This window comes from Streptomyces sp. NPDC015131, from assembly GCF_043079975.1.
Taxonomy (GTDB): Bacteria; Actinomycetota; Actinomycetes; order Streptomycetales; family Streptomycetaceae; genus Streptomyces.
In genome coordinates this window covers 349,756-362,541 of record NZ_JBIBVB010000007.1, presented here as the reverse complement: position 1 = coordinate 362,541, position 12,786 = coordinate 349,756, and the positions used below count along the sequence as shown (strand labels likewise).

The window sequence follows — 12,786 nt, the reverse complement described above, 5'->3', positions numbered from 1 at the left end:
TGGACGGTGTCCCCCTCGTGGCTGCTAGTCGCGGGCCGCGGTCAGGTACTGGGCGTGTTCCTGGAGGGAGCGGACGCCCACCCCGCCGTGGTTGAGGGCGTCGATGCCCTGGACGGCGGCGGCGAGGGCCTGCACCGTCGTGAGGCACGGGACGCCGCGGGCCACGGCCGCGGTGCGGATCTCGTAGCCGTCGAGCCGGCCGCCGGTGCCGTACGGCGTGTTGACGATGAGGTCGACCTCGCCGTCGTGGATGAGCCGGACGATGGTCTTCTCGCCGCCGGGGCCCTCGCCCTCGGACTGCTTGCGCACCACGGTGGCGTGGATGCCGTTGCGCTTGAGGACCTCGGCGGTGCCGGAGGTGGCCATCAGCTCGAAGCCGTGGGCGACCAGCTCACGGGCCGGGAAGATCATCGAGCGCTTGTCCCGGTTGGCGACCGAGATGAAGGCGCGGCCCTTGGTGGGCAGCGGGCCGTAGGCGCCGGCCTGCGACTTGGCGTACGCGGTGCCGAAGACCGCGTCGATGCCCATGACCTCGCCGGTGGAGCGCATCTCGGGGCCGAGGACGGTGTCGACGCCGCGGCCGTGCACGTCGCGGAAGCGCGACCACGGCATGACGGCCTCCTTGACGGAGATCGGCGCGTCCAGCGGCAGGCTGCCGCCGTCGCCGTTCCGGGGCAGCAGGCCCTCTTCGCGCAGCTCGGCGATGGTGGCGCCGAGCGAGATGCGGGCGGCGGCCTTGGCGAGCGGTACGGCGGTCGCCTTGGAGGTGAAGGGCACCGTGCGCGAGGCGCGCGGGTTGGCCTCCAGGACGTAGAGGATGTCGCCGGCCATGGCGAACTGGATGTTGATCAGGCCGCGGACGCCGACGCCCTTGGCGATGGCCTCGGTGGAGACGCGCAGCCGCTTGATGTCGAAGCCGCCGAGGGTGATCGGGGGCAGGGCGCAGGCCGAGTCGCCGGAGTGGATGCCGGCCTCCTCGATGTGCTCCATGACGCCGCCGAGGTACAGCTCGTGGCCGTCGTAGAGGGCGTCGACGTCGATCTCGATGGCGTCGTCGAGGAACCGGTCGACCAGCACCGGGCGGGTCGGGGAGATCTCGGTGGACTCGGCGATGTACGCCTCCAGGCGGGCCTCGTCGTAGACGATCTCCATGCCCCGGCCGCCGAGCACGTACGACGGGCGTACGAGGACGGGGTAGCCGATCTCGTCGGCGATGGCCTTGGCCCCGGCGAAGGTGGTGGCGGTGCCGTGCTTGGGGGCGGGCAGCCCGGCGTCGGCGAGGACCTGGCCGAAGGCGCCGCGGTCCTCGGCGGCGTGGATGGCCTCCGGGGAGGTGCCGACGACGGGGACGCCGTTGTCCTTGAGCGCCTGGGCGAGGCCCAGCGGGGTCTGGCCGCCGAGCTGGACGACGACGCCCGCGAGGGGGCCGGCGAGGGACTCGGCGTGGACGATCTCCAGCACGTCCTCGAGCGTCAGCGGCTCGAAGTACAGGCGGTCGGAGGTGTCGTAGTCGGTGGAGACGGTCTCGGGGTTGCAGTTGACCATCACGGTCTCGTAGCCGGCCTCGCCGAGGGCGAAGGAGGCGTGGACGCAGGAGTAGTCGAACTCGATGCCCTGGCCGATGCGGTTGGGGCCGGAGCCCAGGATGATCACCGCGGGCTTCTCGCGCGGGGCGACCTCGGTCTCCTCGTCGTACGAGGAGTAGAAGTACGGCGTCCTGGCGGCGAACTCGGCGGCGCAGGTGTCGACGGTCTTGTAGACGGGGCGTACGCCGAGGGCGTGCCGGACCTCGCGGACGACGTCCTCGCGCAGGCCGCGGATGCCGGCGATCTGGGCGTCGGAGAAGCCGTGGCGCTTGGCCTCGGCGAGCAGCTCCGGCTCCAGCTTCTCGGCGGCGGCCAGCTCGTCGGCGATCTCCTTGATCAGGAAGAGCTGGTCGACGAACCAGGGGTCGATCTTCGTGGCGTCGAAGACCTCCTGGGGGGTGGCGCCGGCGCGGATGGCCCGCATGACGGTGTTGATGCGGCCGTCGGTGGGGCGCACCGCCTCGCGCAGCAGCTCGGCCTTGTCGCCGGGGTCGCCGGTGAAGGCGAACTGGCTGTCCTTCTTCTCCAGCGAGCGGAGCGCCTTCTGGAGCGCCTCGGTGAAGTTGCGGCCGATGGCCATGGCCTCGCCGACCGACTTCATGGTGGTGGTCAGCGTGGAGTCGGCGGACGGGAACTTCTCGAAGGCGAAGCGCGGGGCCTTGACGACGACGTAGTCGAGGGTCGGCTCGAAGGAGGCCGGGGTCTTCTCGGTGATGTCGTTGGGGATCTCGTCGAGGGTGTAGCCGACGGCGAGACGGGCCGCGATCTTCGCGATCGGGAAGCCGGTGGCCTTGGAGGCGAGGGCGGAGGAGCGGGAGACGCGCGGGTTCATCTCGATGACGATGACCCGGCCGTCCTCGGGGTTGACGGCGAACTGGATGTTGCAGCCGCCGGTGTCGACGCCGACCTCGCGGATGATCGCGATGCCGATGTCCCGGAGGATCTGGTACTCGCGGTCGGTGAGGGTCATCGCCGGGGCGACGGTGATGGAGTCGCCGGTGTGGACGCCCATGGGGTCGAAGTTCTCGATGGAGCAGACGACCACGACGTTGTCGTTCTTGTCGCGCATCAGCTCCAGCTCGTACTCCTTCCAGCCGAGGATGGACTCCTCCAGGAGGACCTCGGTGGTGGGAGAGAGCGTGAGGCCCTGGCCGGCGATGCGGCGCAGCTCCTCCTCGTCGTGGGCGAAGCCGGAGCCGGCGCCGCCCATGGTGAAGGAGGGGCGGACGACGACGGGGTAGCCGCCGAGCGTCTCGACGCCGTTGAGGACGTCGTCCATGGAGTGGCAGATCACCGAGCGGGCGGACTCGCCGTGGCCGATCTTGGCGCGGACGGCCTCGACGACGCCCTTGAACAGGTCGCGGTCCTCGCCCTTGTGGATGGCCTCCACATTGGCGCCGATGAGCTCGACGCCGTACTTCTCCAGCACACCCTGCTCGTGCATGGAGATGGCGGTGTTGAGCGCGGTCTGGCCGCCGAGGGTGGGCAGGAGCGCGTCGGGGCGCTCCTTGGCGATGATCTTCTCGACGAACTCGGGGGTGATCGGCTCGACGTAGGTGGCGTCGGCGATCTCCGGGTCGGTCATGATCGTCGCGGGGTTGGAGTTCACCAGGACGACCCGCAGGCCCTCGGCCTTGAGGACACGGCACGCCTGGGTGCCGGAGTAGTCGAACTCGGCGGCCTGGCCGATGACGATCGGGCCGGAGCCGATGACCAGGACGGACTGGATATCGGTGCGCTTAGGCACGCTCGGCCTCCATCAGGGCGGTGTTCATCAAAGACGTGAAGCGGTCGAAGAGGTAGGCGGCGTCGTGCGGGCCGGCCGCCGCCTCGGGGTGGTACTGGACGCTGAAGGCCGGCTGGTCGAGCAGCCGGAGGCCCTCCACCACGTTGTCGTTGAGGCAGACGTGGGAGACCTCGGCGCGGCCGTAGGGCGTGTCGGACACCTTGTCGAGCGGGGCGTCGACGGCGAAGCCGTGGTTGTGCGCGGTGACCTCGACCTTGCCGGTCGTACGGTCCTGCACGGGCTGGTTGATGCCGCGGTGGCCGTACTTCAGCTTGTACGTGCCGAAGCCGAGCGCGCGGCCCAGGATCTGGTTGCCGAAGCAGATGCCGAACAGCGGGGTCCTGCGGGCGAGCACGCCCCGCATCACGGAGACCGCGTGGTCGGCGGTGGCGGGGTCGCCGGGGCCGTTGGAGAAGAACACCCCGTCCGGGGCGACGGCGTAGACGTCCTCGACGGTGGCGGTGGCGGGCAGCACGTGCACCTCGATGCCGCGCTCGGCCATCCGGTGGGGGGTCATGCCCTTGATGCCGAGGTCGATGGCGGCGACGGTGTACTTCTTCTCGCCGATCGCGGGGACGACGTACGCCTCGGTGGTGGCGACCTCGGCGGCGAGGTCGGCGCCCTTCATCTGCGGGGCGGCCTGAACCTTGGCGACCAGCGCCTCGTCGCGTACGCCCGTCCAGGCGTCGCCGGAGAAGATGCCGACGCGCATGGCGCCGCGCTCGCGCAGGTGGCGGGTGAGGGCGCGGGTGTCGATGCCGCTGATGCCGACGACACCCTGGGCGGCCAGCTCCTCGTCGAGGGTGCGGCGGGAGCGCCAGCTCGACGTGACGCGGGCGGGGTCGCGGACCACGTAGCCGGAGACCCAGATCTTGCCGGACTCGGGGTCCTCGTCGTTGACGCCGGTGTTGCCGACGTGCGGCGCGGTCATCACGACGACCTGGCGGTGGTACGACGGGTCGGTCAGGGTCTCCTGGTAGCCGGTCATGCCGGTGGAGAAGACGGCCTCGCCGAAGGTCTCCCCCACGGCCCCGTAGGCGCGGCCGCGGAAGATGCGGCCGTCCTCCAGGACGAGTACGGCGGGAACCCTGGTTCCCCGGGTGGAGGTGGTCATCGTGCGGTGCCTTCCGTCGTAGTGATCATGGAGTTCAGGGTGTCGGCCCAGGTGGTGTGCTCCGCCGCCCGGTCGGAGCGGAAGCCCGAGTCGATCAGCGCGTCGCCGTGGGCCCAGGTGACGATCAGCAGGCCGCCCTCGGCGAGGACCTTGCCCGCGATGCCCTTGTCGAGCCGGGCTCCGCGCAGCCGGCCGGCCGGCACGAAGAAGTCGGCCGCGCCGGGGCGTACGACCACGAGGCCCCGCTCGGTGAGCGTCAGCTCCACACGGCTGCGGGTACCCAGCCCGTGGGCGACGATCCGGTCGAGCCACTGCCCGGCGGTGGTGGAGCCGTGGTAGCGGCCGGTCAGGGTCAGCCGGGCCGCGCCGGGCTCGTCCGGCGCGGTGGGGAGCGGCGGCAGGTCCGACTGGAGGCTGCCGCGCCACTTCCACCCCTGGCGCATCAGCCAGTAGACGAGGGCCACGAAGAGGAGCAGTCCGGCGACCCAGCCGAGCCGGGCGGCCCAGTCGGTCACCTCCGCCGACTTCTGCTCGGCCGCGAGTTCGATCGAAAAGGTCACGCCAGCTTCCCGTCCATGAGCGTCGCCCGGCCCCGCAGGAACGTGTGGGTGACGCGCCCCGGCAGCTCGCGGCCCTCGTAGGGCGTGTTGCGGCTGCGGGAGGCGAAGCCCGCGGGGTCCACGGCTCCACGGTATGCCGGATCGACCAGCGTGAGGTTGGCGGGCTCACCTGCCGAGACGGGGCGGCCGTGGCCGGTGGCGCGGCCGATGCGGGCGGGCGCGAAGGACATCCGGTCGGCGACGCCGGCCCAGTCGAGCAGCCCGGTCTCGACCATGGTGTGCTGGACGACCGAGAGGGCGGTCTCCAGGCCGACCATGCCCATGGCGGCCGCGGCCCACTCGCAGTCCTTGTCCTCGTGCGGGTGCGGGGCGTGGTCGGTGGCGACGATGTCGATGGTGCCGTCGGCCAGGGCCTCGCGCAGCGCCATCACGTCGCGCTCGGTGCGCAGCGGCGGGTTGACCTTGTAGACCGGGTTGTACGAGCGGACCATCTCGTCGGTCAGCAGGAGGTGGTGCGGGGTGACCTCGGCGGTGACGTCGATGCCCCGCGACTTGGCCCAGCGGACGATCTCGACGGACCCGGCGGTCGACAGGTGGCAGATGTGGACGCGGGAGCCGACGTGCTCGGCGAGCAGGACGTCGCGGGCGATGATCGACTCCTCGGCGACGGCCGGCCAGCCGCCCAGGCCCAGCTCGGCGGAGACGACGCCCTCGTTCATCTGCGCGCCCTCGGTGAGCCGGGGCTCCTGGGCGTGCTGGGCCACGACGCCGCCGAACGCCTTCACGTACTCCAGCGCGCGGCGCATGATCACGGCGTCGTCGACGCACTTGCCGTCGTCGGAGAAGACGGTGACGGCGGCGGCCGACTCGTGCATGGCGCCCAGCTCGGCGAGCTTCCGGCCCTCCAGGCCGACGGTGACGGCGCCGATGGGCTGGACGTCGCAGTAGCCGTGCTCCCGGCCGAGCCGGTAGACCTGCTCGACGACGCCGGCGGTGTCGGCGACCGGGAAGGTGTTGGCCATGGCGAAGACGGAGGTGTAGCCACCGCTCGCGGCGGCGCGGGTGCCGGTGAGGACGGTCTCGGAGTCCTCGCGGCCGGGCTCGCGCAGGTGGGTGTGCAGGTCGACCAGGCCGGGGAGCAGAATCCTTCCCTCGGCCTCGACGACGGTGGCGTCGCCGGCCTCGAGGCCGGCGCCGACGGCGGCGACGGTCTCGCCGTCGATCAGGACGTCCTGGACCTCGCCGCCCAGCACCTTCGCACCACGGATCAGGGTCTTGCTCATCGGTTCGGGTTCTCCTCGGTACGGGTGGGGGCGACGGCCGGCTCGGCGCCGCCGAGCAGCAGGTACAGGACGGCCATCCGGATCGAGACCCCGTTGGCGACCTGTTCGACGACGGTGCAGCGGGGCGAGTCGGCGACCTCGGCGGTGATCTCCATGCCGCGCACCATGGGGCCGGGGTGCATCACCACGGCGTGCCCGGGCATCCGCGCCATGCGGTCGCCGTCGAGGCCGTAGCGGCGGGAGTACTCGCGCTCGGTGGGGAAGAAGGCGGCGTTCATCCGCTCGCGCTGGACGCGGAGCATCATCACCGCGTCGGACTTCGGCAGGACGCGGTCGAGGTCGTACGACACCTCGCAGGGCCAGCTCTCGACGCCGACCGGCACCAGCGTGGGCGGGGCGACCAGGGTGACCTCGGCGCCCAGGGTGTGCAGCAGGTCGACGTTGGAGCGGGCGACCCGGCTGTGCAGGACGTCGCCGACGACGGTGATGCGCCGGCCGGCCAGGTCCTGGCCGAGCCCCTCGTCCCGGCCGATCAGCCGGCGGCGCATGGTGAAGGCGTCCAGCAGCGCCTGCGTGGGGTGCTGGTGGGTGCCGTCGCCGGCGTTGATGACGGCGGCGTCGATCCAGCCGGAGGTGGCCAGGCGGTAGGGGGCGCCGGAGGCGCCGTGCCGGATGACGACCGCGTCGACGCCCATGGCCTCCAGGGTCTGCGCGGTGTCCTTGAGGGACTCGCCCTTGGAGACCGAGGAGCCCTTGGCGGTGAAGTTGATGACGTCGGCGGAGAGGCGCTTCTCGGCGGCCTCGAAGGAGATGCGGGTGCGCGTCGAGTCCTCGAAGAAGAGGTTGACGACGGTACGGCCGCGCAGGGTGGGCAGCTTCTTGATCGGCCGGTCGGCGACCCGGGACATCTCCTCGGCGGTGTCGAGGATCAGGACGGCGTCGTCGCGGGTGAGGTCGGCGGCCGAGATGAGGTGACGCATCATCGGGGGGAGTTTCTCCGTCGTGGTGGAGGTGGAGATCCGGGAGAGTGACCTGTTCTCGGACAGGCCCGGCGGGCGTGCGGGCGCGCGGCGGGGCACTCCGTACGAAGGGGTCGTACGGGAGGTGCTAGCGCTCGCCCGCCGGGGCGGTGGGGGCGGTCTCCCGCACACCGAGCAGCACGGTGTCGCGACCGTCCTCCTCGGCGAGCTGGACCTTGACCGTCTCCCGCAGCGACGTGGGCAGGTTCTTGCCGACGTAGTCGGCGCGGATCGGGAGCTCGCGGTGGCCGCGGTCGACGAGGACCGCGAGCTGGACGGCGCGCGGGCGGCCGATGTCGCCGAGGGCGTCGAGGGCGGCGCGGATGGTGCGGCCGGAGAACAGCACGTCGTCGACGAGGACGACCAGACGGCCGTCGATGCCGTCGCCGGGGATCTCGGTGCGGGCCAGCGCGCGGGCGGGCCGCATCCGCAGGTCGTCGCGGTACATGGTGATGTCGAGCGAGCCGACCGGGACCGTGCGGCCGGTGATCTGCTCCAGCTTCTCGGCCAGGCGCCGCGCGAGGAAGACCCCCCGCGTGGGGATGCCGAGGAGGACCACGTCGTCGGCGCCCTTGGCGCGCTCGACGATCTCGTGGGCGATCCGGGTCAGAACCCGGGCGATGTCGGGGCCCTCGAGGACGGGGCGCGCGACACCGGACTGCTGAGTGGCGTCCATACGAAACGGACCTCCTTCTCCGCCTCACGGGACGGACCTTAAAGGACGTCGGAATTGCGCCACCCACGGTACCAGCACCGGGCGGGGGCCCCTCCCCCGGCCCGGCGGGACCGTCGGTACGGACCATTCGGCTTGACGCACCCAAGTAACGCTGCGTAACCTCACAGTGAGTTACCAGCCTTCGTCCCGGGAGCTATATGTCCAGCGAATACGCAAAACAGCTCGGGGCCAAGCTCCGTGCCATCCGCACCCAGCAGGGCCTCTCCCTCCACGGTGTGGAGGAGAAGTCCCAGGGCCGCTGGAAGGCCGTGGTGGTCGGTTCGTACGAGCGCGGTGACCGTGCCGTGACCGTGCAGCGCCTCGCCGAGCTGGCCGACTTCTACGGGGTCCCGGTCCAGGAGCTGCTGCCGGGCACCACGCCGGGCGGGGCCGCCGAGCCGCCGCCGAAGCTCGTCCTGGACCTGGAGCGCCTCGCGCACGTCCCCGCGGAGAAGGCGGGCCCCCTCCAGCGGTACGCGGCGACGATCCAGTCCCAGCGCGGCGACTACAACGGCAAGGTGCTGTCGATCCGCCAGGACGACCTGCGCACCCTGGCCGTGATCTACGACCAGTCGCCCTCGGTCCTCACCGAGCAGCTGATCAGCTGGGGCGTGCTGGACGCCGACGCGCGCCGTGCGGTCGCCCACGAGGACGCCTGACCCCACCGGCCCCACCTTCAGCAGAAACGTTGCCGCCGGGTGCGGACGGAGCCTTTCCGGCCCCGCCGCACCCGGCGGCTCTCTCATGCCGCACCCGCACCGGACCTCGCGCCGTACGCCGAAGGGCCCGCCGCGCACGGAGCGCGGGCGGGCCCTTCGGAAGGCGCGGACCGGGGCCGGTCCTCAGTCCCGGCGGAGCTTGGGCTTGAGGTCCTTGAACCGGGCCAGCAGGCCGTTGACGAACTGCGGGGAGTCGTCGGTGGAGAACTCCTTGGCGAGCTGCACCGCCTCGTCGATCACCACCGCGTCCGGGGTGCCGTCCACCCACACCAGCTCGTAGGCGCCGAGGCGCAGGATGTTCCGGTCGACGACCGGCATCCGGTCGAGCGCCCAGCCCTCCGCGTAGGTGGCGATGAGCTCGTCGATCCGGCCGGCGTACGGCGCGTACCCCTCGACGAGCTCCATCGTGTACTCGCCGACCGGCGGCTGCCGCTCGTCGGACCGGGCGTGCCGGACCCAGTCCGCGAGGACCTCCTGCACGGACACACCGCGCTGGTCGGCCTCGAAGAGGATCTGGAAGGCACGCTTGCGGGCCTTGTTCCGGGCAGCCACGGTTAGCTGTTCACCCGGCCGAGGTAGCCGCTGTCACGGGTGTCGACCTTGATCTTCTCACCGGTGGTGATGAAGAGCGGGACCTGGATCTGGTGGCCGGTCTCCAGGATGGCGGGCTTGGTGCCACCGGTGGAGCGGTCGCCCTGGACGCCCGGCTCGGTCTCCTGGACGGTCAGCTCGACGGCGGCGGGCAGCTCGACGTAGAGCACCGCGCCCTCGTGCGTGGCGACGGTGGCGGTGAAGCCCTCGATCAGGAAGTTGGCGGCGTCGCCGACGGCCTTGCGGTCGACGTGCAGCTGGTCGTACGTCTGCATGTCCATGAAGACGAAGTACTCGCCGTCCATGTACGAGAACTGCATGTCGCGGCGGTCGACGGTGGCCGTCTCGACCTTCACACCGGCGTTGAACGTCTTGTCGACGATCTTGCCGGAGAGCACGTTCTTGAGCTTGGTGCGCACGAAGGCCGGGCCCTTGCCGGGCTTGACGTGCTGGAACTCGACGACGGACCAGAGCTGGTCGTTGTCGAGCTTGAGCACCATGCCGTTCTTGAGGTCGTTCGTGGAAGCCACGGTTGCGGAATCTCCTGGACTGACGCTGGTGGACGACCGAGGCGTGGTGCGTCACGCGCTACAGCGCGAGCAGCTCCTTGGTCGTGATGGTGAGTAGCTCGGGTCCGCCGTCCGCCTCCTGGCGTACGACGAGCGTGTCATCGATCCGGACACCGCCCCGGCCCGGGAGGTGGACCCCCGGTTCGACGGTGACCGGCACACAAGCGTCCAGTTTACCCATGGCGCCGGGTGCCAACTGCGGGTCCTCCTCGATTTCCAGCCCCACCCCGTGCCCGAGGACCGGCTCCAGGCACTCGCCGTACCCGGCCGCGTCGAGGATCTGGCGGGCGGCGCGGTCCACGTCGCCGTACGCGGTGCCGGGGGCCAGCGACTCGCGGGCGGCCCGCTGAGCGGCGAAGACGAGGTCGTACAGCTCGATCTGCCAGTCGGCGGGCGAGGTGCCGATCACGAACGTACGGCCGATCTCGCACCGGTAGCCGCGGTAGTTCGCGCCCAGGCAGACGGAGAGGAAATCGCCCTCCTCGACCCGGCGGTCGGAGGGCCGGTGGCCGCCGCGCCCGGCGTTGGGGCCGGTGGCGACCGAGGTGGCGAAGGCCGGGCCGTCGGCGCCGTGGTCGACCAGGCGGCGCTCCAGCTCCAGCGCGAGGTGGCGTTCGGTGCGGCCCACCAGGATCGACTCCAGGAGTTCGCCGAGGGCCTGGTCGGTGATCTCCGCGGCGATCCTGAGGCAGGTGATCTCGTCCTCGTCCTTGACGATCCGCTCCTGCTCGATGGCGCCGCCGAGGTCGGCCAGGCGCAGTCCGGACGCGGCCGACGCCATCGCCCGGTGCCGCGCCACGCTCAGATGGTGCTCCTCCACGGCCAGCACGTCCGCCCCGGCCCCGCCGGCGAGCCCCACCGCCGCGACCACCGGGTCTCCCCCGCCGACCGGGAGCACGGAGAGCCGCAGCCCCTCGTCGAGGCGCCCCTCCACGGGGTCGCCGGAGGGTGTGCGGGGGCACAGCAGGACGTCGTCGCCGGCGCCCAGCAGCAGGACGGCGCCCGGGGGCGCGCCGCCCGCGAGGTAGCGGACATTGGCGGGGCGGGAGACCAGGGCAGCCGCGGAGCCCGACGCCGCGCACCGGTCGCGCAGCCGCTCCCGGCGGACAGCGAACACCTCTGACATGCCCCGAGCCTACGAGCGCCCGGCCGCCTCGGCAGGTCGGGCGGGCCGACCGGGGGCGCCGTGGTGGTCGGACGGGGAAATCGGGGTATCCGGCGCACCGGACGCACATCGCCCCCCACCGGAGGAGACGACCATGACCCGTAGCCGCACCGCCGCCCCGACCGACACCGACGTGGTCGAGCTGATCCTGCGCGACCACCGCCGGATGGAGGACCTGTTCCGGACGATGCGCAATGCCGAGGCCGACCGGGCCGGGGCGCTGAAGGAGTTCGCCGCGCTGCTGGTGGCGCACGCGACGGCGGAGGAGCGCGAGGTGTACCCGGCGCTGCGGCGCTACAAGAACGTGGACGACGAGGACGTCGAGCACGGGGTGCACGAGCACCACGAGGGGAACGAGGCGCTGCTGGCCCTGCTGGAGGTGGCCGACACCGGGTCCGACGAGTGGGACGAGAAGCTGGAGGACCTGGTCACCGCCGTGAACCACCACGCGGACGAGGAGGAGCGGACGCTGCTCAACGACGCCCGGGAGAACGTCGCCCCCGAGCGGCGGGCGGAGCTGGGCGAGGCGTTCGCCGCGGCCCGGGAGGAGCAGCTGGAGGCCGGCTGCGGCAGCGTGGCGCATGTACGCCACCTGGTGGAGTCGGCCTCCGACTGAGGCCAGGGGCGGCGCGGCCCGTACGGGAGTCGGCCTCCGGCCGAGGCCCGGGGCGGCGCGGCCCGTACGGCCCGGCGGGGGCGGTACGGGTCAGAAGGCGGGCGGGCTGGCGATGGCGCGGGCCAGGACGTCGTCCAGGACGCGGGCGGTGGTCTCCACGTCGTACTTGGAGTTGTCGATGATCGGCAGCCCCGACCCGTACCAGCCGGCCATCCGGCCGTGGATGCCGGCGACCTCCTCGTCGGAGAGGCGCCGGTTCCCGGTGCGCTCCGCGTTGCGCTCCAGGACGATCTCCAGGCCGGGCAGCAGGACCACCGGGAGCAGCCCGGGGCCGACGTGCCGCTTCCAGCCGCCGAGGCCGACGACCGGGCGGTCGGGGAAGACGGCGTCGTCGAGGATGCAGGAGATGCCGTTGGCGAGGAAGTTCCGCGCGGCGAAGCCGCAGGTGCGGCGGGCCAGCCGGTACTGCGCCTCGGACTGGTCGTTCCAGCCGTCCTGGGGGTCGGCGAAGCCGGCGCAGACCCATTCGCGGACGTCGTCGAGGCTGATGTGGGCGGTGGGCACCCGGCGGTTGGCCGCCCAGTGGCGGGCGACGGTGGTCTTGCCCGCGCCTGCCGGGCCGATGAGCAGGACGGCGAGGGTGGCGGTGCCGGTGCCCGCGCCGTGCTCGGCGGGCGGGGGCGGGGCGGGGGCGGCGACCGGGGCGCCGGGCGGGAGGTGGACGTGTCCGGTGGCGTCCTGCGGCGGTACGGGCGAGGCCCAGCCGGGGCCGCCCGGCGCGGCGGGGGCCGGGGCGGGCGCGGGGGGCTGTGCCGGTGCCGCCGGGGGCGGGGGGACCGGCGGGCCCTGGGGCGGCGGCGGGCCCGGCTGCTGGTGGGCGGCCGTCTGGTTGATCCACCCGGCGGCCGCGTGCCCCGGCTGGTGGGGCGGCGGCAGCGGAGCCCCCACTGCGTGCTGCATCCGGTGCCACTTTCGTCTCGTACGACTGACGCTGGTCGGGCGCCCGTTCGGGTCGTCCGTCACCGAACCGTACCCTCCCCGGCCGCTGTTGGGTGAAACGGCC

General features: G+C 72.3%; 12 protein-coding genes. 2 read left to right on the top strand and 10 right to left on the bottom strand.

The annotated features are described in order from the left end of the window. Positions 1 to 24 precede the first annotated feature (24 nt). The 6 genes from carB to pyrR form a co-directional block, all read right to left on the bottom strand. On the bottom strand, positions 25 to 3,333 hold the full coding sequence (carB, locus tag ACF08D_RS27340; protein ID WP_392226190.1) for a carbamoyl-phosphate synthase large subunit: 3,309 nt from the start codon (positions 3,331 to 3,333) through the stop codon (positions 25 to 27). Next, complete coding sequence (carA, locus tag ACF08D_RS27335) at positions 3,326 to 4,486, bottom strand: glutamine-hydrolyzing carbamoyl-phosphate synthase small subunit (RefSeq protein ID WP_392226188.1); 1,161 nt, start codon at positions 4,484 to 4,486, stop codon at positions 3,326 to 3,328. The genes carB and carA overlap by 8 nt, the downstream gene beginning before the upstream one ends. Continuing rightward, positions 4,483 to 5,046: a hypothetical protein gene (locus tag ACF08D_RS27330; RefSeq protein ID WP_392226186.1), complete on the bottom strand. Its 564-nt coding sequence runs from the start codon at positions 5,044 to 5,046 to the stop codon at positions 4,483 to 4,485. The genes carA and ACF08D_RS27330 overlap by 4 nt, the downstream gene beginning before the upstream one ends. Continuing rightward, positions 5,043 to 6,329 (bottom strand): dihydroorotase, encoded by a 1,287-nt coding sequence (locus ACF08D_RS27325; RefSeq protein ID WP_392226185.1) that lies wholly within the window; start codon positions 6,327 to 6,329, stop codon positions 5,043 to 5,045. Before ACF08D_RS27325 ends, ACF08D_RS27330 begins: the two co-directional genes overlap by 4 nt. Continuing rightward, positions 6,326 to 7,312 (bottom strand): aspartate carbamoyltransferase catalytic subunit, encoded by a 987-nt coding sequence (locus ACF08D_RS27320; protein ID WP_392226183.1) that lies wholly within the window; start codon positions 7,310 to 7,312, stop codon positions 6,326 to 6,328. The genes ACF08D_RS27325 and ACF08D_RS27320 overlap by 4 nt, the downstream gene beginning before the upstream one ends. 124 nt (positions 7,313 to 7,436) lie before the next feature. Beyond that, positions 7,437 to 8,024: a bifunctional pyr operon transcriptional regulator/uracil phosphoribosyltransferase PyrR gene (gene pyrR / locus ACF08D_RS27315; protein ID WP_392226181.1), complete on the bottom strand. Its 588-nt coding sequence runs from the start codon at positions 8,022 to 8,024 to the stop codon at positions 7,437 to 7,439. A gap of 197 nt (positions 8,025 to 8,221) precedes the next feature. On the opposite strand from pyrR, the gene bldD reads away from it, so the two are divergent. Then, on the top strand, positions 8,222 to 8,722 hold the full coding sequence (gene bldD, locus ACF08D_RS27310; protein WP_028431622.1) for a transcriptional regulator BldD: 501 nt from the start codon (positions 8,222 to 8,224) through the stop codon (positions 8,720 to 8,722). Between the two features lie 183 nt (positions 8,723 to 8,905). Here the strand turns inward: bldD and nusB are convergent, their stop codons facing one another. From nusB to ACF08D_RS27295, 3 genes are read right to left on the bottom strand one after another with little or no spacing between them, the layout of a single operon-like run. Continuing rightward, a complete protein-coding gene (gene nusB / locus ACF08D_RS27305; RefSeq protein WP_392226178.1) occupies positions 8,906 to 9,334 on the bottom strand; it encodes a transcription antitermination factor NusB in 429 nt (142 codons plus the stop codon). A 2-nt stretch (positions 9,335 to 9,336) separates the two neighbouring features. After that, a complete protein-coding gene (gene efp, locus ACF08D_RS27300) occupies positions 9,337 to 9,903 on the bottom strand; it encodes an elongation factor P (RefSeq protein WP_392226177.1) in 567 nt (188 codons plus the stop codon). A 58-nt stretch (positions 9,904 to 9,961) separates the two neighbouring features. Beyond that, positions 9,962 to 11,068, bottom strand: a complete 1,107-nt coding sequence (locus ACF08D_RS27295; RefSeq protein ID WP_392226175.1) for an aminopeptidase P family protein — start codon at positions 11,066 to 11,068, stop codon at positions 9,962 to 9,964. A 133-nt stretch (positions 11,069 to 11,201) separates the two neighbouring features. Here ACF08D_RS27295 and ACF08D_RS27290 point away from each other — a divergent pair, with 133 nt between their 5' ends. Then, on the top strand, positions 11,202 to 11,723 hold the full coding sequence (locus ACF08D_RS27290) for a hemerythrin domain-containing protein (RefSeq protein WP_392226174.1): 522 nt from the start codon (positions 11,202 to 11,204) through the stop codon (positions 11,721 to 11,723). A gap of 90 nt (positions 11,724 to 11,813) precedes the next feature. Here ACF08D_RS27290 and ACF08D_RS27285 read toward each other — a convergent pair whose 3' ends face one another. Beyond that, a complete protein-coding gene (locus tag ACF08D_RS27285; protein WP_392226172.1) occupies positions 11,814 to 12,683 on the bottom strand; it encodes a Pro-rich N-terminal domain-containing protein in 870 nt (289 codons plus the stop codon). Between the last annotated feature and the right edge of the window lie 103 nt (positions 12,684 to 12,786).

Excerpts from the sequence above, each read along its gene's own strand:
- carA (WP_392226188.1), bottom strand. The coding sequence starts at position 4,486 with ATGACCACCTCCACCCGGGGAACCAGGGTTCCCGCCGTACTCGTCCTG.
- ACF08D_RS27325 (WP_392226185.1), bottom strand. The coding sequence starts at position 6,329 with ATGAGCAAGACCCTGATCCGTGGTGCGAAGGTGCTGGGCGGCGAGGTC.
- ACF08D_RS27320 (WP_392226183.1), bottom strand. The coding sequence starts at position 7,312 with ATGATGCGTCACCTCATCTCGGCCGCCGACCTCACCCGCGACGACGCC.
- pyrR (WP_392226181.1), bottom strand. The coding sequence starts at position 8,024 with ATGGACGCCACTCAGCAGTCCGGTGTCGCGCGCCCCGTCCTCGAGGGC.
- bldD (WP_028431622.1), top strand. The coding sequence starts at position 8,222 with ATGTCCAGCGAATACGCAAAACAGCTCGGGGCCAAGCTCCGTGCCATC.
- ACF08D_RS27295 (WP_392226175.1), bottom strand. The coding sequence starts at position 11,068 with ATGTCAGAGGTGTTCGCTGTCCGCCGGGAGCGGCTGCGCGACCGGTGC.
- ACF08D_RS27290 (WP_392226174.1), top strand. The coding sequence starts at position 11,202 with ATGACCCGTAGCCGCACCGCCGCCCCGACCGACACCGACGTGGTCGAG.
- ACF08D_RS27285 (WP_392226172.1), bottom strand. The coding sequence starts at position 12,683 with ATGCAGCACGCAGTGGGGGCTCCGCTGCCGCCGCCCCACCAGCCGGGG.